This is a genomic window from Collinsella aerofaciens, from assembly GCF_015557435.1.
In the GTDB taxonomy this organism is placed as follows: domain Bacteria; phylum Actinomycetota; class Coriobacteriia; order Coriobacteriales; family Coriobacteriaceae; genus Collinsella; species Collinsella aerofaciens_Z.
On record NZ_JADNOH010000037.1, the window covers coordinates 66,851 to 89,681 of the forward strand.

Annotated in this window: 35 protein-coding genes and 1 other RNA gene; 5 read left to right on the top strand and 31 right to left on the bottom strand. The window is 57.4% G+C overall.

Features of this window, described 5'->3' with window-relative positions; genetic code table 11:
* Positions 1 to 153: 153 nt before the first annotated feature.
* The 23 genes from I2G43_RS03100 to I2G43_RS03210 form a co-directional block, all read right to left on the bottom strand.
* The gene (locus I2G43_RS03100; protein ID WP_195535034.1) at positions 154 to 471 is read right to left on the bottom strand and encodes an HNH endonuclease; all 318 of its coding nucleotides are present in this window, start codon (positions 469 to 471) and stop codon (positions 154 to 156) included.
* Positions 472 to 576: 105 nt separating this feature from the next.
* Positions 577 to 1,026, bottom strand: coding sequence for a hypothetical protein (locus I2G43_RS03105; protein ID WP_195535035.1), 450 nt, complete (start codon positions 1,024 to 1,026; stop codon positions 577 to 579).
* An 11-nt stretch (positions 1,027 to 1,037) separates the two neighbouring features.
* Positions 1,038 to 1,478, bottom strand: coding sequence for a dUTP diphosphatase (dut, locus tag I2G43_RS03110; RefSeq protein WP_195535036.1), 441 nt, complete (start codon positions 1,476 to 1,478; stop codon positions 1,038 to 1,040).
* Position 1,479: 1 nt separating this feature from the next.
* The gene (locus tag I2G43_RS03115) at positions 1,480 to 1,761 is read right to left on the bottom strand and encodes a hypothetical protein (protein ID WP_195535037.1); all 282 of its coding nucleotides are present in this window, start codon (positions 1,759 to 1,761) and stop codon (positions 1,480 to 1,482) included.
* An 11-nt stretch (positions 1,762 to 1,772) separates the two neighbouring features.
* On the bottom strand, positions 1,773 to 2,228 hold the full coding sequence (locus I2G43_RS03120; protein ID WP_195535038.1) for a single-stranded DNA-binding protein: 456 nt from the start codon (positions 2,226 to 2,228) through the stop codon (positions 1,773 to 1,775).
* Positions 2,225 to 2,629, bottom strand: a complete 405-nt coding sequence (locus tag I2G43_RS03125; protein ID WP_195535039.1) for a hypothetical protein — start codon at positions 2,627 to 2,629, stop codon at positions 2,225 to 2,227. Before I2G43_RS03125 ends, I2G43_RS03120 begins: the two co-directional genes overlap by 4 nt.
* On the bottom strand, positions 2,626 to 2,946 hold the full coding sequence (mihF, locus tag I2G43_RS03130) for an integration host factor, actinobacterial type (RefSeq protein ID WP_195535040.1): 321 nt from the start codon (positions 2,944 to 2,946) through the stop codon (positions 2,626 to 2,628). The genes I2G43_RS03125 and mihF overlap by 4 nt, the downstream gene beginning before the upstream one ends.
* Positions 2,924 to 3,100, bottom strand: a complete 177-nt coding sequence (locus I2G43_RS03135; RefSeq protein ID WP_195535041.1) for a hypothetical protein — start codon at positions 3,098 to 3,100, stop codon at positions 2,924 to 2,926. Before I2G43_RS03135 ends, mihF begins: the two co-directional genes overlap by 23 nt.
* Positions 3,101 to 3,106: 6 nt before the next feature.
* Positions 3,107 to 3,358 (bottom strand): hypothetical protein, encoded by a 252-nt coding sequence (locus tag I2G43_RS03140; protein ID WP_195495896.1) that lies wholly within the window; start codon positions 3,356 to 3,358, stop codon positions 3,107 to 3,109.
* Between the two features lie 135 nt (positions 3,359 to 3,493).
* Positions 3,494 to 3,754 carry a hypothetical protein gene (locus tag I2G43_RS03145; protein WP_195535042.1) on the bottom strand — a complete coding sequence of 87 codons (261 nt, stop codon included), beginning with the start codon at positions 3,752 to 3,754 and terminating at the stop codon, positions 3,494 to 3,496.
* 16 nt (positions 3,755 to 3,770) lie between these two features.
* Positions 3,771 to 4,952, bottom strand: coding sequence for a tyrosine-type recombinase/integrase (locus I2G43_RS03150; RefSeq protein ID WP_229071516.1), 1,182 nt, complete (start codon positions 4,950 to 4,952; stop codon positions 3,771 to 3,773).
* Positions 4,949 to 5,170, bottom strand: a complete 222-nt coding sequence (locus I2G43_RS03155; RefSeq protein ID WP_195535043.1) for a hypothetical protein — start codon at positions 5,168 to 5,170, stop codon at positions 4,949 to 4,951. Before I2G43_RS03155 ends, I2G43_RS03150 begins: the two co-directional genes overlap by 4 nt.
* Position 5,171: 1 nt before the next feature.
* Complete coding sequence (locus tag I2G43_RS03160) at positions 5,172 to 5,369, bottom strand: hypothetical protein (protein WP_195535044.1); 198 nt, start codon at positions 5,367 to 5,369, stop codon at positions 5,172 to 5,174.
* A 10-nt stretch (positions 5,370 to 5,379) separates the two neighbouring features.
* Positions 5,380 to 5,526 carry a hypothetical protein gene (locus I2G43_RS03165; protein WP_195535045.1) on the bottom strand — a complete coding sequence of 49 codons (147 nt, stop codon included), beginning with the start codon at positions 5,524 to 5,526 and terminating at the stop codon, positions 5,380 to 5,382.
* Positions 5,523 to 5,804, bottom strand: a complete 282-nt coding sequence (locus I2G43_RS03170) for a DUF3310 domain-containing protein (protein WP_022386143.1) — start codon at positions 5,802 to 5,804, stop codon at positions 5,523 to 5,525. Before I2G43_RS03170 ends, I2G43_RS03165 begins: the two co-directional genes overlap by 4 nt.
* Positions 5,801 to 6,193, bottom strand: a complete 393-nt coding sequence (locus tag I2G43_RS03175; protein ID WP_195535046.1) for a hypothetical protein — start codon at positions 6,191 to 6,193, stop codon at positions 5,801 to 5,803. The genes I2G43_RS03170 and I2G43_RS03175 overlap by 4 nt, the downstream gene beginning before the upstream one ends.
* Entirely contained in the window at positions 6,190 to 6,534 is a 345-nt protein-coding gene (locus I2G43_RS03180) for a zinc ribbon domain-containing protein (RefSeq protein ID WP_195535047.1), read from the bottom strand. Before I2G43_RS03180 ends, I2G43_RS03175 begins: the two co-directional genes overlap by 4 nt.
* A 306-nt stretch (positions 6,535 to 6,840) precedes the next feature.
* Complete coding sequence (locus I2G43_RS03185; protein WP_195535048.1) at positions 6,841 to 7,296, bottom strand: Lin1244/Lin1753 domain-containing protein; 456 nt, start codon at positions 7,294 to 7,296, stop codon at positions 6,841 to 6,843.
* Between the two features lie 225 nt (positions 7,297 to 7,521).
* The gene (locus I2G43_RS03190; RefSeq protein WP_195535049.1) at positions 7,522 to 7,800 is read right to left on the bottom strand and encodes a hypothetical protein; all 279 of its coding nucleotides are present in this window, start codon (positions 7,798 to 7,800) and stop codon (positions 7,522 to 7,524) included.
* Positions 7,790 to 8,191, bottom strand: a complete 402-nt coding sequence (locus I2G43_RS03195) for a hypothetical protein (RefSeq protein ID WP_195535050.1) — start codon at positions 8,189 to 8,191, stop codon at positions 7,790 to 7,792. Before I2G43_RS03195 ends, I2G43_RS03190 begins: the two co-directional genes overlap by 11 nt.
* A complete protein-coding gene (locus I2G43_RS03200) occupies positions 8,178 to 8,384 on the bottom strand; it encodes a hypothetical protein (RefSeq protein ID WP_195495889.1) in 207 nt (68 codons plus the stop codon). The genes I2G43_RS03195 and I2G43_RS03200 overlap by 14 nt, the downstream gene beginning before the upstream one ends.
* Positions 8,381 to 8,767: a hypothetical protein gene (locus I2G43_RS03205; RefSeq protein ID WP_195535051.1), complete on the bottom strand. Its 387-nt coding sequence runs from the start codon at positions 8,765 to 8,767 to the stop codon at positions 8,381 to 8,383. The genes I2G43_RS03200 and I2G43_RS03205 overlap by 4 nt, the downstream gene beginning before the upstream one ends.
* Positions 8,768 to 8,784: 17 nt before the next feature.
* The gene (locus I2G43_RS03210) at positions 8,785 to 8,991 is read right to left on the bottom strand and encodes a helix-turn-helix domain-containing protein (protein ID WP_195535052.1); all 207 of its coding nucleotides are present in this window, start codon (positions 8,989 to 8,991) and stop codon (positions 8,785 to 8,787) included.
* Between the two features lie 146 nt (positions 8,992 to 9,137).
* On the opposite strand from I2G43_RS03210, the gene I2G43_RS03215 reads away from it, so the two are divergent.
* The 3 genes from I2G43_RS03215 (at position 9,138) to I2G43_RS03225 (ending at position 11,897) form a co-directional block, all read left to right on the top strand.
* On the top strand, positions 9,138 to 9,386 hold the full coding sequence (locus I2G43_RS03215; protein WP_022386135.1) for a helix-turn-helix domain-containing protein: 249 nt from the start codon (positions 9,138 to 9,140) through the stop codon (positions 9,384 to 9,386).
* Positions 9,379 to 10,314 (top strand): 3'-5' exonuclease, encoded by a 936-nt coding sequence (locus I2G43_RS03220; RefSeq protein WP_195535053.1) that lies wholly within the window; start codon positions 9,379 to 9,381, stop codon positions 10,312 to 10,314. Before I2G43_RS03215 ends, I2G43_RS03220 begins: the two co-directional genes overlap by 8 nt.
* Positions 10,315 to 10,406: 92 nt before the next feature.
* Positions 10,407 to 11,897, top strand: a complete 1,491-nt coding sequence (locus I2G43_RS03225) for a recombinase family protein (protein WP_195535054.1) — start codon at positions 10,407 to 10,409, stop codon at positions 11,895 to 11,897.
* On the opposite strand, the gene ssrA is transcribed toward I2G43_RS03225, so the two are convergent.
* Positions 11,851 to 12,214: a transfer-messenger RNA gene (gene ssrA, locus I2G43_RS03230) on the bottom strand. The genes I2G43_RS03225 and ssrA overlap by 47 nt on opposite strands.
* A gap of 236 nt (positions 12,215 to 12,450) precedes the next feature.
* Between ssrA and I2G43_RS03235 the strand changes: the two genes are divergently transcribed.
* Positions 12,451 to 12,885, top strand: a complete 435-nt coding sequence (locus tag I2G43_RS03235) for a hypothetical protein (RefSeq protein ID WP_195535055.1) — start codon at positions 12,451 to 12,453, stop codon at positions 12,883 to 12,885.
* Positions 12,886 to 12,945: 60 nt separating this feature from the next.
* Here the strand turns inward: I2G43_RS03235 and I2G43_RS03240 are convergent, their stop codons facing one another.
* From I2G43_RS03240 to I2G43_RS03265, 6 genes are all read right to left on the bottom strand, one after another.
* Positions 12,946 to 13,461, bottom strand: a complete 516-nt coding sequence (locus tag I2G43_RS03240; protein ID WP_195535056.1) for a type II toxin-antitoxin system VapC family toxin — start codon at positions 13,459 to 13,461, stop codon at positions 12,946 to 12,948.
* Positions 13,458 to 13,793, bottom strand: coding sequence for a hypothetical protein (locus I2G43_RS03245; RefSeq protein ID WP_195535057.1), 336 nt, complete (start codon positions 13,791 to 13,793; stop codon positions 13,458 to 13,460). The genes I2G43_RS03240 and I2G43_RS03245 overlap by 4 nt, the downstream gene beginning before the upstream one ends.
* A 161-nt stretch (positions 13,794 to 13,954) precedes the next feature.
* Positions 13,955 to 15,970, bottom strand: a complete 2,016-nt coding sequence (locus tag I2G43_RS03250; RefSeq protein ID WP_324249488.1) for a heavy metal translocating P-type ATPase — start codon at positions 15,968 to 15,970, stop codon at positions 13,955 to 13,957.
* Positions 15,971 to 16,048: 78 nt separating this feature from the next.
* Complete coding sequence (locus I2G43_RS03255) at positions 16,049 to 16,297, bottom strand: DUF6110 family protein (RefSeq protein ID WP_195535059.1); 249 nt, start codon at positions 16,295 to 16,297, stop codon at positions 16,049 to 16,051.
* A 180-nt stretch (positions 16,298 to 16,477) separates the two neighbouring features.
* Positions 16,478 to 18,235, bottom strand: coding sequence for an ABC transporter ATP-binding protein (locus I2G43_RS03260; RefSeq protein WP_195535060.1), 1,758 nt, complete (start codon positions 18,233 to 18,235; stop codon positions 16,478 to 16,480).
* Complete coding sequence (locus I2G43_RS03265) at positions 18,236 to 20,062, bottom strand: ABC transporter ATP-binding protein (protein WP_195535061.1); 1,827 nt, start codon at positions 20,060 to 20,062, stop codon at positions 18,236 to 18,238. It abuts the gene before it with no gap.
* A 114-nt stretch (positions 20,063 to 20,176) separates the two neighbouring features.
* Here I2G43_RS03265 and I2G43_RS03270 point away from each other — a divergent pair, with 114 nt between their 5' ends.
* Positions 20,177 to 21,181: a helix-turn-helix domain-containing protein gene (locus I2G43_RS03270; RefSeq protein ID WP_195535062.1), complete on the top strand. Its 1,005-nt coding sequence runs from the start codon at positions 20,177 to 20,179 to the stop codon at positions 21,179 to 21,181.
* 64 nt (positions 21,182 to 21,245) lie between these two features.
* On the opposite strand, the gene I2G43_RS03275 is transcribed toward I2G43_RS03270, so the two are convergent.
* Positions 21,246 to 22,610, bottom strand: a complete 1,365-nt coding sequence (locus I2G43_RS03275; RefSeq protein WP_195535063.1) for an ATP-binding protein — start codon at positions 22,608 to 22,610, stop codon at positions 21,246 to 21,248.
* Positions 22,611 to 22,831 lie beyond the last annotated feature (221 nt).

Below are 22,831 nucleotides of genomic sequence, written 5' to 3' on the forward strand. Positions count from 1 at the left end.
TCGAAAATCCGTCACGCGCAAGAAATTATCTCCCGGCGTTGGTGCCCTAGGCACCGCCTGTGTTTTGCAGACCGGGGGGATTGTCTCGCGGGTTTACCTGCGGTTTTGCGTCCGCTTTCTCGCGGTCGCTCTGTGTTGTGTTGCGTTTTTGAATCAATCGCCAAGCGATATCAAATTGCCGTCGCTGTCGAAGGCCAGCCCTTGTCGTGTCGAACCTTGCCTTATCCAACCATGCACCTTCTTATGGCACCTGTCGCAAAGGCTAACGAGGTTGCTTGGGTCAGTCGCAATGCTTGGGTCGCTGATGTTCGCTGGCGTTAGCTCGATGATGTGATGCACCATGACAGCGGGCGTGATCTCTCCTTGCTGCAAGCAGTGCTGGCATAGGTGAGCGTCGCGCGTCAATGCCGCGTCTCTGGCGTGTTCCCAGTCAGCGGAAGCGTAGAAGGCGCGCGAGAAGTCCTTAGCCATGCGCACCCCCAAACAAAAAGGCCACGAGCGCTGTCGCCCGTGGCCTTACCTAATCCACCGTACCGAACTTTAGCAGAAGGCGGAAAGTGAACGCAAGTGCCAATCTTAGGCGTTCTTCAATTTCGCCCATCCTACGCGGTCGATGTAGGCGAAGCCAGCCTTGCAGAGTTCGCGGCACCATTGCTGCGAGCATTGCATAATGTCTGCTATCTCCGCCCATTCCTGCGCCTGAAGATAGCCCATGCAGATTGCGTCGGCGTATCTGGTGCCTTTGAGCTTGGCAAGACCTCCGCGCCCGTCTTGCCCGTAAAGCAGTTCGCACGCTTCGTCAATCATGCCTTGCGCGTCATTGATTCGCTGCTGCAACCTGTCTTCGAAGTCGATACGCTGCAATATCGAGAGCGACCCATCGGAAACCTCACCGCCCCCGCGCCCCTCCGTGTAGCTCTGCGCTTTGGCACCTTCTTTGGCCTTCATGCGTTCGAGCATATCCCGCGCCTTATCGGTCTTCACCACCTCGGCGCGGATACCCTCGAAATACTCCTTTGCTTTCAAGATCGCGTCACCTACTCAACGCCCGTACTGCCGAAGCCGCCCGCGCCGCGCTCGGTGTCGCTAAGCTCATCAACCGGCACAAGCTCGCAAGGAACATACGGCATAACGACAAGCTGGCAGACGCGCGTTCCAGCTTCGAGCGTCACCGTCTCATAGCTCTGGTTGATGAGAGCCGCGCAGACCTCGCCGCGATAGCCGCTGTCGATAACGCCAACGCTATTCGAAAGCGTGATGCCCTGCTTTGCCGCAAGGCCGCTGCGCGGGAACACCAGCCCCACGCAGCCGCTAGGAATCTCGACGGCAAGACCGCAGCCGACAACGCACTTCTGCATCGGTTCGAGCGTGACAGTCTCGGTGATTCGAAGGTCAAGCCCAGCGTCGCCATCATGGGCATATGTCGGCATGTCGATACCCTCGGCGACCTTCTTAGCCCGCATCTTGCGACCGATCATGTTAGTTCTCCTTCCGCGCGTGGCGCTTAACGAGCGTGCAGTTACAAGCGGCAACCCAGAAACCGCCCTTTTTCTTTCCGGGCGTGCGCAACACAACTTTCTGCTTGTGGCTCATCGCCACGACCTGAAGCAGCGTGCCGCGATAGGAAACGAGGTCATCGAGAGCGATAAGCGAACCTGCGGAATCGACGGGCTGAGTGTCGAACAGCTCCACCCATAGCGGCTTGCTCTTATCGGTAGCCGCCGCACTCGGCTTCGCCTTCCTCTTCAAGAAATCGAACATCGGTAAACCTCCTAAAACGGTATGTCATCGTCGTAAATGTCGGGCGCTGCCGGTTGCGCTGGTGCAACGGGCGACGGGTCGCCGGTAGCCATCGCAAGACCGGGCGCGGCTGCGTTCGCTGATGCCGTCGATTGCGCATCGCGCTTGTACTGCATCAGCTCCACATCATCAACGCGAACTTCCCAACGCTTGATGCTCTGGCCGTCCTTCTGGTAGCTTCGCGTGTGGATGCGTCCGAGAAGCGAAATCTTGGTGCCCTTGCGAAGCCACGGCGCGAGCGCTTCGGCGCGCTTGCCGAACATGACGCAATCAGGCCAGTTGGTGTATTCGCCCCATGTGCCATCGCCGTTCGGCGTGCGCTCGTTGACAGCAAGCGAGAACGAAACGACAGGGTTTCCGCTTTTCGTATAGCGCAGCTCGGCATCTGCGCCAAGATTGCCCGAAAGCGTGATCTTGTTTAGGCTCATACCTCAACACCACCCATCTTGCGCATTTGCTGAACGATATGAAGGCTGAGCGCCATAACGCCCTTGATGCAGTCTTCTTTGCTGCGCATCTGCTCACCTTGCAGAGTGTCGCAACAGCAGCAAGAGACATACGAAACGCGGACGTACCAGTATTCGCTAGGCTGATAGCCAGCTTCAGGAATGACGTAAACAAGCGTCCCCTGATAGTCTCCATCGTTGATTTCGTGGATGTTCTCGAAGTCCGGCTTAGGGTCGCAATAGTCGCCCGTCGCTTCAAGCGCAATTGCCTTGACGGTCGCCTTGACGATATCGGAGTAATCGCAGCCAAGGCATATCGGTTCAAGCCAGCTTTGGATGAGATCGCGGTTCTTCATCCACGCATCAACAAACTTCTGAATCATCGAGAACCACCACCGAACAGCTCGACAAGCGCGGCGCGTTGGTTTGCGCCAAGACCGCGAAGGCGGCGCGATTCGGAAATGTGCAGCTTGCGCATGGTCTGTTGCGTTCGGGCGAAGCCGTAGCCCGGTGCGGCCTTGATGAGCGTAAAGACCTTCATTCTCGCCACCGTGTCATCGTTGCCAGCCATGTTGAGCACGTCGGGCACGCTGTAAGAGCCATCGGCAACGCCCTTCAAGATCGCGGCGCGGCGCTGGCGTGCGGCCTTCGCCTTTTCGAGGTTTTCTCGGCGCTGCTCAGTTGTCAGATTCGGAATCATCTTCGTAACCTTCCTTCTCGTATGTGATGTATTCGGTGCCGTGCGTCAGTTTGACGGGCGGCGTGTAGTCCTTCAGGGCATCGTCAACGCTGCCGTTCATCAGCTTGCGTTTGAGCCGCGCCCAGTCATCGTCGTTAAGCTCAATGGTTTTCATCGCACCTCATTTCTTCGTGATGCGGTAGGTGCCAGTGAGCTTCAAGCCCTTCAACGTCCGCAAGATGTGCTCTGCGTGCTCCTTGCCGAAGATGGTTAGCGTTTGCGTCGGAATCGTGATCTCGTAGACCGTTTGCGCTTCCCGCTTCTCGCGTTCCCACATCTGCTTTAGGGCGGCTTCGGTCTTCGCCAACGTCGCTTGCATTTCCTTGCTCAGCTTCGGCGTGTCGGGCTTGAAATCGAACGTTTGCGGCTCCACTGGCACCCTCCTTTCTCACGATTGCCTGATAATTACTTCTTATCTGGCACGGGCGGTTTTAACCCGTACCGAAAGCGGCGGTTTATCTCGCGTTTCGTCCTCGGTCGCCGCGATGCCCGAAAACGGCGTTTTGGTTCACCTTTGGCACACCTCATGACGCTTGGATGCTTCGGTTGCGGCGCAAATAAGAGTTGACCAAGGGAAGACAACAAAGCTGCCATTTGGAAGCCCAACAATCGGTGCGCCAGTTGCTGCGTGATGGGAAACCTCAAATCGACCTTCTACGCCATCCATAGTCGCGGTGCCGCATGCTTCACGGAATACAAGCGTTTGAGCCGAAGAATCAATGACATTCGCATTAACCGATACGTTTACAACACTTTCAGAAGCGTTCATGTGTAACCCCTTCCTCTTATCCATTCGAAGCTCTGCGCTTCGCTTCGCTGAAGAGCTGAGCCGCCGCCGCGTCGCGTCCGGGCATCAGGTGGCCGTAGATTCGAAGCGTCGTTGCTTCGTCCGCGTGCCCCATGCGCTCAGATAGCGTCTTCAGGTCGCAGCCGTTGGCGATGAGCCACGAAGCGTGCGTGTGACGCAAGCTGTGAAACGTGATCTCTCGCGGCAGTCCGCATGCGTCGCGTATGCGGCTGAAAGCCCGTGAAATCGTCGTTGGGCGCATATAAGAGCCGTCTAGCGTAACCAGTGGGCAATCTGCGCCCAAACGCCCCAGAACGGCGCTCTGAAGCTTCGTGAAGGCATCAATAACCGCGATATCGTCTTGTGTAAGCGCGATGTTGCGGCACTTGCGGCCTTTGGTGACGTTTCGCCGATAGGGCTTCTTGCCCTTGCCCTCAATGACGTTGCCGCCGACGTGGACGTAAGACAGGGCGCGCTTAACGTCGATGCGCTGCACCGCGCAGACCTCGCCAACGCGCATACCGGTTACGAGCGACAGCCACGAAGCGAAGGCGTAGACGGCGGCGCGGTAATCGGCCTTCGTCTTGATCTCCTTGCTAAGAGCGCCCTCTAGCTTCTCGTTGAAGCCCTCAAAGTCCCATTCGGTGAGCGCCGAAGCTTCGTGCCGTTCCGGCGATGGTTTGGCGACGTACACCAGCGGGTTAGCGTCGCAAATGCCAGCGTCTACGAAGTGGTTATAAGCGCCGCGCAAGAAGTTGTGGACGTTGATAACGCTATTGCGGCAAAGACCTTGCCCGCCTTCGTCCTTGACCATGAGCAAGCGTTGCTCAAAGCGGTTGAAGTCCATAACGCCAAGATCGCGTGCGTTTGCGGTCTTCAGGTAACGTGCGACGTAGCGGCAGAACAGCCGATAGCTCTTAATGCTGTTCGGGCTTGCGCCGTTGCGCTCGCGCAGTTGCACGTAGTCTTCGAGCAAATCGGTCAAGCGGGCGCTTCTAACCGTTCCGTCAGCCGTCACGTAAGCAGCCCACGTCTCAGCGAGGGCTTGCGCTTCCTCTTCGGTAGCCGCGTTTGGAAACCGCTTATAGGGGCGAATCGCCTTGCCGTCGATGCTGCGCCCAAGGTACAAACGACACTCGAAAACGCCATCTGCACCGCGCTTGACCTTAACGCCCATCATGACCACTCGCAGTTTCCACGAATCCGCGAAGGGCAGTCATCGTCGGGGCAATCCGCGCAATCCAACGGCTCTTTCCTGATGTTGAACTCAACGATTCGGTACTTCAGAGAAAAGCGGATGAGCAGCAGCAGGGCATGAGCAAGCGAGTTGGTAAATTGTCCGCACCAGAACGGGCAAAACCCGCTCATCGCGCCGCGAACCTCGTACTTGCCGCCCATGCTACTTGCCAACCTTCATGAACGCGCGCATAACGCAGATAAGCGAAAACACGACGAACACCGCAAGGGCGATAAGCCCGAAGCCAGCGCCGAAGAACACGCCAACCGCGATGCTCACAACGAGCGCCAGAACGGCAAAAAGGACGATTGCGGCGCATCCGTAAGCGCCCTGCTCGATCTCTCTATCTTCTTTCAGCATGTGAAACCTCCTAAAACGTGAGCGCTATAAGCGCGAGAAACACTAGGAACAGCGCGATTGCCAGAAGCGCTTGATAAGCCCAGTAGCAGACGCACCAGAACGCGGCTACGGTCGCGGCGGTGGCAATGGCGCAAAGTACGATCTGGTAGTGCTTCACTTCTTGCCTTCCGTCTCGGCAATCAGGTAGTCGATGCACTGCTTGCACTTCTGCAAGTCCTGAACGCCGTTCTTGCGCCGCCAGCGCCAAAGGTATTTGAAAGCACATCCCCACCAGTAGGCAGATTGGGCGGGCAAGGCGTACTGGTCGCCGCTCATCATCGAACGCATAGCGTCCATGCACTCAATCTGTCCGTCGCCCGCGTAGTGGTCGGGATGCTCCACTGCATCACCGCGCGAAAGCTCGCCAAGGCTCTTCGCGTGCTTCGTCTCAATCATCGGTAGGTAACTCCAATCATCCACTCGCAAACCCACTTGTGAAACGCTCTGAGAAATGGCTGAACGTTCGTGTCATCAGCCCAGCCCGCAATGCCTATGAATCCGTCTTCGTTGAACGAGATAGCTTCACGGCCTGAGAAGTAGAAGCCGCTAACGCGCAGAAACGCGCTTTTGATTCCTCTACCGCCATCGGCAAGGTTGATTTGCGGCTGGTACTTCTTGCGATAGCACGGGTGCATTTCCATGTGCTCGCCGTTGCGCTCGTGTTGCGCGTACTCGATTGCAAGGAAACCTTCAAGAGCTCGAATGTCGTTCGCTGTGATCTGCTCATAGGAAAGCTTGCTTGCGAACAGCTCGCGTGCTCCGTCGCGTGTCGTTGGCGCAATCATTCCGCAACCTCCGCGCCACAAGAAGGGCAATAGGCCGCGTTGTCCATGATGTAGCACCCACAACGCGAGCATTGGAAGTAACCGAAGTCGTGTTCATAGGTGCCGTTATCCATGACCTTATGCACCGTCACGTATGAGCCTGAATAGTCGGGAATCCTTTTGCATTCGTTGCGCTTGCTGTAAGAGCTGCCGTTGAAAATAATGCGGTCAGGCTCTTCAGTTCCCGATTCGGTTTTGATTTCGACAACAGACGCATTGCGACGAAGACTATCAAATAGCTGTTCCAACTTTTCCGGGTTGTCAGGCGTAAAGGAGAAGCTATAAGTCTTCTCGGTATCCATAGCAAATCACCCCATTTCGTGCCATTGTTGAAAACTCTGTTGAAAACCTGTGGAAAGCCGTTTTGCTGGCGCTCGAATGAGTCGCACAAAACAAGACCGCAAAGAGAAGAAGCAAGAGAAAGAACCTTGCTTGTAAGGTTGACTAACAAGCAAGTACGGTGGGTTTTGGTTTTGGTTCGAGGAACCAAAACCCACCTCATCTTGTTTTGTTTTGTTTTGTTTTGTTTTATGGTTAGGCGACCATTTGCGAGTGGGTTTAGCACACCTAAAACCACTGGTTTTGCCTTGGGTTTGGCAATCATGCTTTTACACCTCCTGACCTGCTGAATTGTTGTTCTGTGAGTTCTTGCGCGGTCTTCCGCCCTTGCGCCCGTTGGCGCGTTGGCGACCGAAATAAAGCGCGTTTTTGAGCATGCGAAAGTTCGTCAAGAAGCCGTCTTCGTCGCGTTCGAGAAGCCCTATATCCAACAGCTCTTCGACAAAGGATTTGCAATCCTCAATCGCCATGTACTCATCGAACGCGCCTGACTGTCCGAAGCCCAGAACGCCCGCGAGAATAAGCGCGTCTTCCTCCGTCTCGAACGCTATACGGTGCCCCTTGGTAGCCGCCAGATATTCGCAGAGCCGCCACCAGCGCCCGTAGCCGTCATATCCCCGACGATGAATGAGACGTTGGCACTTCGCGTCTTGCGAAGCGTTGGAATCGTGCGAGAAGAAGGCCATAGGCTCTTGCGCAGCGGTCGTTTCCTCCCTTGTAGGCATGTAGTCACCTCCTAACCGTCTTCCTCGTCGCAGATCACGTCTGGCGCGCCCTGCTGGTGCCATCCGTCCCATACGCAGTGCCCGACTTCGCGGCAGTTCGTCCAAACGTCGCGCCCAACGAACGTGCAGCACGTCTTGCCGCGATGCCGCATGCTTTCGAACTCGCATGATTCGGGGTCTGGCATGGGCGGTTCGCCGAAATCGAGCGGCAAGGTTTCCTGCGCGCTATTCCTCTTCATCGCTTGAAATGTCGTAGGCAATCGAGCTGCCAACGTAGGTGAGCAGCTTTTGCATGTGCTTAACGGTGCTCGGCTCGGGCTTCGCGCCATCTTCAAGCAGAGTGTCAACCCATGCGAGGGTGCCGCGAACGATTGCGAGCGTGGCGCTCATATCAACGTCGAAGCCCTCGCCGGTCTTGGGATTGATGAGCGACATGCTGCCGTTGAGGGCGAAGGTGCCAGCGCCGACCTTGGCGATAGTCTCGGTGATCTCTTTACGCTTCATCTTTCTTCTCCTTGTCAAACATGGATGTTCTAAGCTCGATGCGAAGCTTCGGGTTGCGTTCGAGCAGCCAGCGAGCGAGCAAAGAGCTATCGCTGTTGTTGATTCCGTAGGTGTGTTCGTTGCCCTGATCGTCAACGAAGGGCACGCCAACGAGCTTCGTAATGCCCTCGTAGCGCTGCTTCTCGATGAGGTACTTAGTGGAGACGCGAAGCCCGCGCGCGTCGATTGCGAGCGCTGTAAGCTCGATTTCGCGCAGCGCCTTTGGGTTCTTCTCGCACCACTCCTTGAACAGGTAACGTCTGTCCGCGACCTTTAGCGGCATCGGGTAGACGCGCTGGCGCTCTTCGCGCATGACGGCTTCGAGCGGTTGCGTGTAGTTATCGGTGTCCATGCGGGCACCTCGCTTCACGGCTCATGACGCGGCGCAAGGCCGCTTCTGCTTCCGCCTTGCTCGCCGATGGTGCGACGGGTAGCATCTGGCGGCGGTAGACCCTGCCGATGCCCCGGTTTTCCGGCGTGCTCGCGTCTTCCTCTATGCGCGCCATCCAGAAGCCCGCGTTGTCGCGGTAGACTTCGGCCTTCATGACCAAATCACGCGCCACAAGACGCGACCAACCACGATGTAAAGCGGAATGAGAAGCCACCAGCCCACAAGATCGCACAACCACCCAAGCAGGGCGGCAGCAGCCATAGGGAGGATGCCGGTTAGCGTCAGAGCGGCGATTGCATACAATCCCCAGCGCTGGTAGCGCGGCATGCGCGCTATACTGTCTTCTGTCAATTGCGCCCTGCAATTTGACACGCCCGTTCGAAGTTGCCGCTTCGGGCGGGCATCTTTCTTCGCAGCCATTCGCGCGTTTTCGCAACGGCGCATCTGCACCACTGGCGCTGCGCAGCGCTTAGGCCGCACGGTTCGGGCATTCGTAATACCACCTCCAAAACCAACGGTTTTCTTATCGGTTTTCACGTTTCGAAACCTCCGCTTTAGTTGCTCGAAAGAGCGACGATGCCCAAAAGCTCATCGGCGGTACACTCATAGAGCTTGCAAAGCTCTATGAGCATGGGCGCTGTCGGCGAAGTCTTGCCCGTCTCCCAATTGCTAAGCGTCGTGATGGAAACGCCAAGAAGGGTTGCGGCCTTCTGAGCCGTAAGACCTTTCCGCTCGCGCGCTGCCTTATAGTTCTCGCTCATTGTTCACCTCCAATCATCCGAAAGAGAGATGAAATAAACCATACGGCTTATTTCGGGGCAAGCAAAAGAGTAAGCCGTTTGGTCTAGCGTGTCAACAATAATTTGTATACAATTAGCCGAGACGGTTACGTTTGATAGGGGTTGCTATGGATAGCACCGAGACAAAGAAGCTCATTGGCGCTCGAATTGCCATCGCGCGCAAGGCTAATGGCTTCAACCAAGATCAACTTGCAGAAGCGGTCGGCGTTCATAAGCAGACGATTTCTAGGTGGGAAAGCGGGAAGCGCGCGCCCAACGGCGAAGAAGTCAGGCTAATTGTTGAGACCCTAAATTGCTCTGCTGACTTCATCCTTGGCTTGACGGATACGCTGAAGATTGGTGGCGGAAATGACTAGAAAAGAGAAGTTACAAGCGATTGACCCAAAGAAGGTAATCGTTTTTGATACCGAGACAACCGGCTTGAACATCGGCGGTTCTCGCCGCGATGAAATACTGTCGCTCGCTGTCATGAATCTTGACGGTGACGTTCTGTTTTGCGACCTATTGAAGCCATCGGAGCGCAAAAAGTGGCCTAAAGCGGAAAGCATAAACGGAATATCTCCGTCTATGGTGAAGGACAAGCAGACGATTGTAGAAAGGCGTTCGGAAATTGAACCGATTTTCAAGAACGCTAAGCTATACGTCGCATACAATGCCGATTTCGACCTAGGATTTCTTCGAGCTTCAGGCTTGGATATACCAGATCATCAGACGTTTGACGTGATGAAGGAGTTTGCGAAGATACACGGCGCATGGGACGGCACGCATGCTGAATGGTCATGGTGCAAGTTGGAAGATTGCGCAGCGTTCTACGGATATCGTGACTTTGGGGCGCATGACGCCTTGAACGACGTAAGAGCAACAGCGCATTGCTTCAATTCGATTCTCGATGATTTTCTTTTTGGTGAGCCGCGCCGCCGCCCGAAGCGCGTAAAGGATGAGTTCGGCGATTCGTATTTCGAGTATGGCGACGAAGAGTTTAGAAGCATCGTTTGCAGCGGCTATGCTGCCGCATTGGCCGACACTGAAGAACATACTAACAACGCGCCATCGGCTAACGAGGTTCAGCAGCAAGCCAAGGATGAAAAAGACAGCGTGGATAATCAACCGGACAGAAATCATGCCGTGCCAGATCGGCGGAACACGAATAAAGCATTGGTGTTAATCGGTTCCGTTTGCGTATTGATTGGGCTTGCAATCACTGTTTTAGGCGCAGCAATCGTTGGTGTCCCGATTGCTATATTGGGCGCTTTGCTTGCCATAGGTTCAAAGGGAAGGAAATAGAAAACCCTGCGCGGCTTCTTGGCGGTCGGCGCGCAGGGCAAGTGCAAAGAACGAAGCGCAATTGCGCGCTCGCTCTAAGGGGTGATTTTAGCATGGTGAAGAACCGAGCTGCCATATACGCGCGGTTCAGCTCGCACAACCAACGCTCAGAAAGCATTGAGATACAAGTTGAGAACTCACGCGAATACTGCGAGCGTGAAGGCTTGCATGTCGTGCGCGAATACTGCGACTATGCGCAGACAGGGCGCAACGTAGATCGAGCAGAGTTCCAACGGATGATGAGCGATGCGAAGCTTGGTCTATTTGATTTTGTGGTGATTTACAAGGTAACTCGCATAATGCGCAACCGCGATGAAATGGCATTGGCGCGAATCATGTTGCGCAAGGCTGGTGTAGAAATACTTTATGCGGGCGAAGAGATAGCGAGCGGTTCGAGCGGTGTTCTTCAGCTTGGAATGCTCGAAGTTCTCGCAGAATGGGAAAGCGCAATCGACAGTGAACGCATTAGAGACGGAATCCAGAAGAACGCCGAACGGTGCATGGCTAATGGTCGCACTCTCTATGGATGGGATATCGTAGAAGGACGCTACGCCATCAACGAGCGAGAAGCCGCAGTGCTTAGGCGCATGAAGAACCTTTTGTTTAGCGGTAACTCAGTAGCGGAGATCGTGCGCGCCGTTGACGCTGAGCGCAGCAAGCGCGGCGCAAAGTTCAATCAGGATACCGTCACCAAGCTTCTAAAGCGAGTGCAGAACGCAGGTGTCTACAAGTACGCAGGACACGAGGTAGAAGGCGGTATGCCAGCCCTATGGTCACAAGCAGAACAGGATATGATAAACAGCATCCTTAGCGACCGTCACCGCCCACGAAGGAAGGTTGACAGCGCGCTAGAGTTCCCGCTTAGCGGAAAGCTCTATTGCGCTCGATGCGGAATGCCAATGGCCGGAACAAGCGGAACCTCTAAGAATGGTTCTGCCTATCACTATTACAAGTGCCGAAAATGCCGCAGGACAGTTCGCCGAGACTTGATAGAAGATGCAGTGGTCGATATGACCTATGAAGCAGTAAAGCAAGCTGATGTGAGAAAACGCATTGCCAAGACGCTTGCTGGCTACGAAGCTGAGCGGGCGACCGAAGAAAAGCCCGAAAGCTACTTCATCAAGAAAGAGATTCGGCGTATCGACACCGCGTTTGAACGCATCTGGCAAGCGATAGAAGACGGCATAGCGCCGCCCGGTGGCAGAGAGCGCACAACCGAGCTGAAGCGACAGAGAGCGGAGTTAGAAGCCCGCTTGCGCGTTGCAGAGCAAGCGGAATCGCTCGAACCATCGGTTGACGATGTGCTTTTGTGGCTCGATGATCTCGCGAACGACACAACGCCTTTGGAAATCCTCAACGAGTTTGTCAGATTCGTTGAGATTGACGGCAAAGATGTAACCGTCTACTTCATGTTTGACGAACTGCCGGACGATTTCACGCCAAAACAGAAAAAGGCCGAACACCATTGCTACCAAAGGTGTTCGACCAATTCTCTTGTGGTGGAGGCGCGGAGAATCGAACTCCGGTCCACGAAAGCCCCCTGATTGGCATCTCCAAGCTCAGTCGCTGGTTTTGTCTCGGACGCTTTGCGCGCAGCGACACGCTCGCGGCATCCTAACCGGTTCGGTCTTAGCCTGCGCCATACCGATTACGTGCGCAGGAGCATTCCCCTAAAATGACGTCGCGCCGGTGTCGGGGAAATCACCGGGTTGACGCGCCGCTATAAATTAAGCAGCGAGAGCCATAGGCTCAAAAGAAGAGTTGTTGTCAATTCAATTTGACGGTACCCCTGTTTAACGAGGCGAGGAGACCTCGGCTTGCTTCCTCTCTCAGAGCTATCGTGTCGAAACCAGTCGCCCCCGAATGTCGGGAAAGTCTGGATGGCATTGGGCACGAGCACCCAACACCCGTCGACTTTTCAAGGAACACGCGGGGCGAGCCCCGCTTATGGAGTGTTATCTTACCACGTTCTGAAAGCGGACAGCTGTTCTATGCACGAGCTGTGAAGACCCCAATGTGCGCTGCACTTCGCACTTTTGCTACTGGTCGCGTCACGTATATTTTCGCCAAGCAAAACAGCCAGTCGAAAGGACCGTTATGGATACCAAGCAGCAACTCGTCAATGCCCTCGCAGGCCTGGGCTCAACCATCACCGAAGCCATGGATGTCATCGAGGGCTTTGTCCCCTGCGGACATCCCGCCCTCACGGTGTCGAACGCCCTCGTCTCACTGGATACCGACGACGATGCAGCCCTCGCCCAACAGCTTGAGACCGTCAAGGGCTTCATCGACCACGTGAGCGAGAACCGCGGCGTCACCGCACATCACGATGCCTCGGTTGAGCTCACGGGTTCCAAGGCCAATCTGTTCGCAGCAATCCGCGAGGTAGGAACCCTTATGCAAACCGCAGGCGTCAAGAACACCCAGGTCAACGAGTGGGTCTACCGCAGCCTGGCCGCGCTAAACGATTCCGACGAAAAGGCCGCCGAGAAGCTCGCCGAAGCCCCCGCCATCAAGACTGCGCTTTTGTAATTTAAGAATGCGTGCCCTTCGGAGCGTCAACGTTCCGAAGGGCACGCAAACAGCCAGGCACTATCGGAATACCTGCCCGCCACGTTCGGCCAAAGCCAGAATCGGCATCATTTGACGTGGCGTTTTTGCTGCAATATCGGCATGTTCGAGCAGTTTGCGATCGTTGGTCACCAAGTAATCGACCTGCGCGCGCTTGCACGCGGCGAGCACCAAGTTGTCCTCGTAATCGCGATGGAGCGCCAAGTATTTGTCGGCCAGCCAAAGGTCCGACGCATCTGCGCCCACGGCCGTGGCGTTTTCGGTCATGTTCCGAACAAACGCCAACGCCGCATCGCCAATTGCACGGGCTGACGCCTCGTCGAGCGCTCCCCCATTGGCAAGAACACTGCGCTTTAATTCGTGCTGGACAACGTACAGCACGTCCTTAGCGATGTGCACGGGGAAGAACAGCGACGCGCCTGCCTCCGCGGCCCGTCCGATAAAAGCCCGCGCGGCAAGCGACTCGGCATGGTCAGCGCAAAATGAATCGACCCATACGTTGGCATCCACCATGATCTTAAGAGGGGCCCCACTCACAGGATCATCCCCTTTTGGCGATAATGCTCATCCATGGCCTCCGCATAGACCGTATCCCAATCGCGGCCCTCGGACCCAGGCGACGCAACGTTACCCAAGTCCGCATAGAGTCGGTCCGCGGCCGCCCACGACGCGGCAAACGGGGACTCAGGCGCGACGGCCTGCTGCCGGTCGTCAACGGCCGCAAGCACTTCCTCGCACTGGCCGCCGCCCTGCGCGACCTTGGCCACAACCTTTTTGATGAGCTCGGGCAGCGACCCGCCCGAGAGCCGCAACGCCTCCTCGGCACGGTCCTTGACCTGGCGATCCACGCGAACATTCACCTGTGCCATGCTGCTAACAGCACCCACGTCGATCACGCCCCCTTCACTTGCTAGCATTGCTAGCATAACTATATAGAGAAGCTAGCAAACGGTCAAACGCAAAAGGCCTGTACCCGGACGGCACCGATGCCATCCGGGTGCAGGCCAGATAACGTGGGCGAACACGCCTGCTAACGCAGGTAAGCCTTCGCGTTGTTGAGACTGTACGCAATCGTTGAGCCGTTGTGCAGCAGCGACGACGTCTGCGGCGTAATCATGCCGGTAATGCCGAGCGCCAAAAGCGCCGAGTTGGTGAGCATCACCTTGGAATACGAGCTCGTCAGACGGTCAATGAGCCCCTGGCTCATGCGGCGCAGGCGGACAATCGCCGCGAGGTCCGTGTCGGTCAGGATGATGTCGGCGACCTCCTTGGCGATGTCGCTTCCGCCGCCCATGGCCAGGCCCACGTCAGCCAGACCCAGCGCCGGCGAGTCGTTGACGCCGTCGCCCACCATGGCAACGCGGCGTCCCTCGCGCTTGATCCGCTCCACATAGGCGTACTTGTCCTCGGGCAGCAGCTCGGCCTTAAACTCGTCGACGCCCGCCTCGCGCGCGATGCGCTCGGCCGTGCGCTCGGAGTCTCCCGTAAGCATGACGACGTGTTTGACGCCCAGCGCATGCAGGTCGGCGATGGCCTCGCGCACACCAGGTTTGAGCGGGTCCTCGATACCGAGCACGCCCACGACCGTACCGTCGACCGCCAGGTACAACGGCGACAGGCCCTGCATCTGGGACTCGATGCGCTCCTTGATGTCGGACTCCAGCTGCGCGCCCTCATCCTCAAATACAAAGTGTGCCGAACCGATAATTGCGCGGCGCCCCTCGATGGACGAGGCAATGCCGTGCGCCACGATGTACTCGACGGCGGCATGGCGCTCGCGATGCTCGAACCCGCGCTCGCCCGCGGCGTTGACGACGGCGCGCGCCACCGGATGGGGGAAATGTTCCTCCAAGCAGGCGGAAAGGCGCAGGACCTCGTCCTCGCTCCAGCCATCGGTCGTGAGCACGCAAGCCAGGCGCGGCTGGGCCTCGGTCAGCGTGCCGGTCTTATCAAAGACAATGGTGTCGGCCTTGGCAAACGACTCAAAGTACTTAGCGCCCTTGACCATGACGCCCATCTTGGCGGCGTCGCTCATGGCGGTCATGACGGCGACGGAGCCCGTGAGCTTGAGTGCGCACGAATAGTCGACCATCAGCGCCGCAGAGGTCTTGATGAGGCTTCGCGTGGTGAGCGCGACCAGGCCCGCGAGCAGGAAGTTCCACGGGACGATCTTGTTGGCGAGGTCCTCCATGTGCGACTGGCCCTCGGATTTGAGCGAGTCGGCCGTCTGCACGAGCGAGACGATCGAGCGCAGTTTGGTCTGGGCCGTGTTGGCGCGCACGCGCACCAGGATGCTGCCGTCCTCGACGACGGTACCGGCAAACACGTCGTCGCCCACGCTGCGCTCGACGGCCAGCGGCTCGCCGGTCAGGGTCGCCTGGTTGACCATGGCGCTCCCCTGCTCGACCACGCCGTCGATGCAGATAGACATGCCGGTGCGCACGGCGACCAGGTCGCCGGGCTCAAGCTCGGTGGCGGCGACGCTAACCTCGGTGTCGCCGACCACCTTTTGCGCCTTGTCGGGCACGTCGAGCAGCGAGTTGATGAGCTCGTTTTCGCTCATAGCGCGCGTGTAGTCCTCGAGCAGCTCGCCCACGTTGAGTAAAAACATCGTCTGGCCCGCGGTGTCGACGTCGCGCTTGACAAAGGAGATACCAATGGCCGACGCATCGAGCACGGGAACGGTCAGGCGCGGCTGCGCGAGCTCGCGGAGGGCTGCACGCAAAAAGGCCATGTAGCCGGCAACGACAAAGACGGCACGCAACGGCGTAGGCAAAAACCAACGGCGCGCGTAGTGGGCGCCGACAAGCGTCGCTAGGTCCATAACGAGCTTGTGCTTGCGCGGCTCGAGCTGCATCACGTAGCCCGACTTGGCGTCGGCGATGGCCTGGGCATCGAGCGCGCCGACGGCGGCCAACACGGCGTCACGGCGCGGCCCGTCGAATTCGAGCGCCATCTGGCCGATGCGGCCGTAGACGCGCACCTTGCGCACGCCGTCGATTTCGCCGCTGAGCTTTAGAAGCGCATCGAGATCGCTCTCTGGCACAGGACCCGCCAACTGGAGACGGGTCCTGCCGGGGATCTCGCTGATAATCGAGAATCTCATAGTTTGTGCCTGGGAGCGCTACTCGACTGCGTTGCTCGCAGCGTCAGCCTCGCTCTGGGTGATGTAGGCAGCCTCGGCAACCATGTCGTCAACGTTGGCCTTTGCCTGCTCGACCATATCCTGGTAGCCGTTCTTGATGCGCATGCCGCACGCGATGCCCTGCACGCAGGCGTTCTTTACCGGAGCGCTGGTGAGCAGCTTGATGCCGGCCGTACCAAGCAGAAAACCGCCACCGACAAGCAGGGTGTTAAACGTCGACTTCTTCATGTTGCTTCTCCCTTTTGCCGCACAAGCGCGGCATGGTGCCTTAGCACCCGAGTTCATTAGTTTGCTCGAGCACGCTTTTGAAAACAGTTTAGTATAACAATTTGGTCAACAATGGCTAACTTTTTGGAAACTATGGGGATGAACTCAATATGGCAAAGGGACAGTCCCTTTGCCACGGTCCTACAGCTGCCAGGCAGCCGCTTCCTTTTGCAGCGCAACCATGCGGGCGAATTCTCCGCCTGCCGCCTTAAGCTGCGCCGGAGTGCCCTGCTCGGCAACCACGCCATCCTTGAGCACGACGATCTTGTCGGCATTTTCCACCGTACGCATACGGTGGGCAATAACGATAACCGTCTTACCTGCAAGCAGACGGGAGAGTGCCTGCTGTACCACGGTCTCATTCTCCACATCCAAGCTTGCCGTCGCCTCGTCCAACAGCACGATGGGCGCGTCTTTGAGCAGCGCACGGGCGATAGAGATGCGCTGGCGCTCGCCACCAGAAAGCTTGGAACCATTCTCGCCGATCATGGTGTCGTAACCCTGCGGCATGCGATTCACGAACTCGTCGCAGTTGGCGGCACGCGCGGCCGCAAGCACTTCCTCATCGGTGGCGTCACGACGCCCGAGGCGGATGTTTCCCATCACCGTGTCGTCAAAGAGCAGCACGTCCTGGAACACAATGGCGTAGTCGCGCAGCAGCACCTCGGGATCCACGCTCGCGACATCCACGCCACCCACGGTAACCGTGCCTTCGGTGGCATCCCAAAAGCGCGCGGCCAGGCGGCTCACCGTAGACTTACCGGAGCCCGAAGGACCGACCAGTGCCGTGACCTCGCCTTCCTTGGCGGTAAAGCTCACATCGGTAAGAACTTTCTCGCCAGCGCGGCCGTCCTCGCCCGCACCATAGCCAAACGCCACGTGATCGAACACCACATCGTGGCCCACGGGCTCAAATTTCTCGCTGCCCCGCGCCACAGGCTCTTCCATGATGGAACGCATGCGCCTGGCAGACGACTCGGCGGCAAACAGCTCGGACATTAACATTAACGCCTGGTCAAAGGGCGCATAGATACGGCTCACCATAAGCAGGAAGGCAAACATCACCAAAAAGTCGACCTGCCCGGAGGCGACCACCGCGGCGCCCGTGACCAGCGTGGTGGCAATGCCCAGACGCAGGATGACAAAGGCGGAGTTGACCAAAAGCCCGTTAGCGAGCTCGCCCTTGGTGGTCTCGCGCTCCTCGGCATCGATCACGGCGTTGAGCCCCTCAAGATAATGGGCCTCCTGGTTGGTGGCACGGATCTCGCGAACGCAGTCGAGCGTCTCTTGAATCGCCTCGGTAACCTTGACCTTCTCGGCACGCACGCGATCGAACACTGGAGTCATGGGGCCGCGTGTTAGATACAGCACGGCAAAGGCCACGGGAACGCTCCAAAACGCCGCAATCGCCAGCTGCCAGCAAAAGAACAGCGACGCCACGAACACAATGGCGCTTGCGATGATGGCACCCCAAAGCTCTCCCAGCACGTGGCTGTAGGCGTGCTCCATGGCCTGGACGTCACCCATGATGGTCTCGGTTAAATCGGCCAGATCACGACGACCAAAAAACGACAGCGGCAGTTTGCGCAAGCGCTCGGCGATCTCCATACGCTGCTTGCCGCACTCCTCGTAAAAGATGCAGTAGGTGTAGTAATACTGCTGCCAGTTAGAGGCAAAGAGCAGCACGAAAAAGACCAGGAGGCCGCCCACGATCGGCAGGGCATCCGGCAGGTCAGCCCCGCTGGCGAGATGCTCGACAAAGCCGGCCATAACCAGGAATAAAAAGCCCATGCCGGCCATGGTAATGAGATTGGTGAGCGTGGTCCAGAAGACGCCGCGTTTTACGCCGGCGACGCCTTTATCGGATAGGAAATACTTCTTTTGGAATGAGGCGAACATTTAGGCCTCGCCTCCCTTCGTGACGGCGGCATCCGCGGTCGCAGTAGTAATCTTCCAGCTCGCGGCCTGTTCGTATTCGGCCCACATCTTGGCATATAGACCCTTTTGGGACAGCAACTCGGCATGGGTACCCGACTCCTGCACGCTGCCCTGGTTGAGCACCACGATTTGGTCTGCGCCCACTACAGTCGAGAGTCGGTGCGCAATCATAATGACCGTGCGACCCGCCGCCAGCTTGCTAAAGGCACGTTGGATGAGCGCCTCGTTCTCGGGATCGGCAAACGCCGTGGCCTCATCGAGCACCACGATAGGCGCGTCTTTAAGGATCGCGCGGGCGAGTGCCACGCGCTGGACCTCGCCGCCCGAAAGATATGCTCCGCCGGCACCGAGCATGGTATTGATGCCCTGTGGGAGCTTGGCCACAATGTCGTCGCACTGAGCTGCGGAGAGGGCCGCACGCACTTCGTCGCCAGTGGCCGTAGGCTTGGAGGCGCGCACGTTATCGGCAAGTGTTTGCCGGAACAGCTGGTTGGTCTGGAACACGAAGGCGACCTGGTCCATAAGCTCGTGCGGATCCATATCGCGAACGTCCACACCGCCTACGAGCACTCGACCCGAGGAGACGTCCCAAAAACGCGGGATCAGGCTTGCGCAGGTTGACTTACCGCCACCCGAGGGACCCACCAGGGCGAGGGTGCTACCGGCGGGAACGCTAAAGCTCACATGGCTAACGGCAGGTGCTTTGGCACCCTCGTACGTAAAGCTCACATCCTCAAATCGCACGTCGCCGCCGGCAGGGTGCTTGGGTTGGGCGGGCACGGAGAGCTGCTTGGAATCCATGACGCTTCGGATGCGAGCCAGCGAATCGGCACTCATCTGAGAGGCCTCGCCCACAAACATGAGCTTGGTCATGGCCGTCGGTACCACGGCCGAAAATATCGCGTAAAACGTGAAGTTGGCCATAAAATGCGCGAAGTCCGTCTCGCCCGGCGCCAACAGCAACGCCACGGGCAACAGGAATGCCACAAGACCATTGAGCGCGGTAAGGTTGAGTACCTGCGGACCTCGACAGAACGTGCCCGCATAGTTTTGTGCCATGTCGGCGTATTCGGCGATCGCATCGTGGAAGGCCTTAAAGGAGTAGACCGTCTGCTGAAACACCTTGACCACGGGGATGCCGCGTACGTATTCGGTGCCGGTCTTGTTCATCTTGACCAGCGCTCCCATGTAGGCCTTCATAAACTCGCCACCCTTGCCGCCCATCATGGCGGCCATGGCGCCAAACGAAACGACAACCGAGATAAGGCATGCCGCGCCCAAGCGCCAATCGAGGGCGAAAAGCAACACGAGCAGACCTGCGACCATGGCGGCGGCGCCGGCGATGTCGGGCAGCATGTGTGCGAGCAAAGTCTCGGTGGAGGCGGCGCATCCGTCTACAACACGACGCAGCTCACCGGTGGCGTGCATGTCAAAGTAGCCAAGCGGCAGCTTAAGCAGGTGCTCGCTCGTAGTCTTGCGGATATTGGACGCGCAGCGAAACGCAGACAGGTGCGTGCACATGAGCCCCACGAAATAAGCTACGATGCTTGCCAGGGCAAAACCCACGGCCCACCAGCCATACATCGCGATATCGGTGGCTTCGCTCCAGTTAGGCGCCACGGCGATCAAATCGCGTGCGACAAGCCAAATGCACACGTACGGGCCAAAGCTCAGCAACTGCGAGAGCGCCGAGAGCGCCATGCCCAAATACGTTAGGAATTTGCGGTCACCGGCATACGCGAGCAGCTCGCCGATACCGCCACCTTCCTTTTTTGATCCCTTTGCCATGAGATTCCTTTCTAACGGCTTGAGAGTTAACCGCAATCAACTTATCATTGATGTGTTAGCCATGGCTCACAATCAAGCCAGGCGTGGACGTTTCTGCAAAGGAAAGGGACGCTTTTGCAAATACGGCGGGCAGCGACCGACATAACCGAGCTCTACGCACCACAGTTTGAGCAGTTTGGCTTGGAGCTTTCCGGCAAAGGCGCCGTCTTTACCGGCGAGGTGGCAAACGACCGGGCGCATGGACGCGCATGGATCATGCCCCTCTCCCCTGTCTGCATCGTCATGGAGCATTTCATTACCCCGACGCACGATATGTACCTGGCCGAATACACACCCGAGCCATACGCCTGCGTGAGCGAGGTCAGCGCGCCCACACTTGCATGCATGCCCGAGGCTGGCATAACGCCTGTGAACCTTAAACCCTTGCATGGACCGTGGCCAAACAGTGCCGTTTGCAGCTTTATCCAAGATAGCTGTGGCGAGGAATTAAGCCCGCTGTTTGCGGGGCGGCTCTATCACTCGCGCTCGGTGCTCTTTTTGCCTGGATATTTTGACGAACTGGAGCACCGCTATCCCACCGAGTTCACGGGAATCTTTGAGGCGTTTGCCGAGCCATGGCACGAAGAGGCGACATCTGCCATCTGCCACACGCTGCGCCGGATTAACGAAGACCGCGTCCGCACCGTAGGCGGACACGTCTATACGCAAGGCATCGTGGAGACCATGGTCGCGGAGCTCGCCTGTTCGCGCGCGGCCCACAAGCAGGCGCGGCAGGCGGCAGGCACACGCGTCAGCATAACCATTGCCGAAGAAGCAACGGCAATGATTGAGCGCGCGCTCGACAAAGGTAGACGTGTGAGTATCAACGAGGTGGCCGAGGGGCTCTACACAAGCCGCTCCAAACTATGCGCTACCTTTAAGGCCCAAACCGGCGAGGCCCTGGGCGCTTACATTCGCAGACGCCGCATGGAGCGAGCACAGGACCTTTTGGCCGATAGCGCGCTCACGATAGCGCAGGTGGCAGAGCGTCTAGGCTACCCTCAGCAGGCCGCCTTCGCCCAAGCCTTCAAGCAACACACCGGCATGACACCCACGGCTTGGCGAAGCAAGCATCGCTAAGGCCCAAGCTCCCTGGCCGTAACGGAGCGATTAATTTGCCGCCGCCCGTCAGCTCACCCAGGATCTAAACGTCAAGATGCGCACAATCAAGCGCCTTTTTGATAAGAGGGACAGATCGATCAGCCAAATACAACGGAATGTTGAGCACCCCGTCGTCGAGCTTCAGGTTCTTAAGTGAGTAGCGGACCCTCAATGGAGTCGTCTCCGCATGCTTGTCGGCATAGTACTTAAGGCTCTTGGAATGAACGACCTCTCCCGATTTGACCTCGACGGGAACGATTTCGTTTCCGACTTGAATCAAAAAATCGACTTCGTGCTTCGGCTTCTCGTTTGTCCAATAACGCGGAGCAGCATCTAACTGTGAAAGTAATGCCTGAAGCACATAGTTCTCGGCGAACGAACCTTTGAACTCCGAAAATAGCGCATCCGAGATGGCAAAAGCGGACGCATCCAGCCTTGCCATGCGGCGCAGCAAGCCGACATCAAGACAGTAGACTTTAAATGCCTTGAGGTCATCGTACGCAGCGAGCGGCACACCACCGGCAGCATTAAGGCGAACCGCCGTGATGAGCCCAGCATCGGCAAGCCATTCCAGAGCATCCTCGTATTCTCGAGCACGAGCCCCCTCGCGCACCGCACCCCAAACGAACTTTTTGTTCTCGCGCGCCAACTGAGCTGGAATCGAGTTCCATATTTGCGAAAGCTTGGCGAACTGCGCACGGCCACCATGCTTGGCAAAATCGCGCTCGTAGGAATCCAAGAGATCAGACAACACCTTATCGACCTGAACGATATCGCCCGTCTCCGCCCACCGGCCAAGAGCCTCTGGCATGCCGCCGCATGCAAAATAACGACGAAGATGCTCGACGAGACGGACATGGAAGAAATCGGGCACTGTCTCGATCTGATCCAGGCCGCCAAGGTATTCGTCGTAGTTTGCAGCGCCCTCGGCTTTCAGAAACTCGGAAAAGCTCATAGGGTGCATCTCCATGAACTCGACCTTTCCCACCGGAAAAGCGCTGGTCTCACGGGACAAGCGAACGCCCAACAAAGACCCTGCGCATGCGACGTGATACTCGGGGGCCTCGTCACAGAAGTATTTAAGGGCGCCGACTGCAGAAGGACAATCCTGGATCTCATCAATAATAAGCAGCGTCTCGCCGGGATCGATAGGTTGTCCAAGTGCCAGGGAAAGGTTTGAGATGATCCGCCGAGGATCGCGCGTACCTTCGAAAAACTGAGCGTACTCGCTCTGTACCCCAGGTGACGGTTCCTCGAGCGTCAGATACACAAAATTGCGGTACGAGGTTCGACCGAACTCCTTAAGCGCCCACGTCTTTCCAACCTGGCGCGCCCCCTTAAGGATAAGCGGCTTACGATATTCCGACGCTTTCCAAGCGTTAAGCTTGGCAATGATATCTCGCTGCATGACCGAACCTCCCGCAAAGAAACTTCCGAAAACGTGATATTTCCCACATTTTACCCTAGGTAAAACGTGACATTTATCACATTTACGGAAGTTTTAAGCTCATTTCGCCACACTTTCATCACATTGAAAAGGCGGAGGCGCATTTTGCGCCTCCGCCACCATCTTTCCTATCAGCCCGCCTGACCCGAACGGCCGAGTCGTCTGGCCGGGGAAGCCCCGAG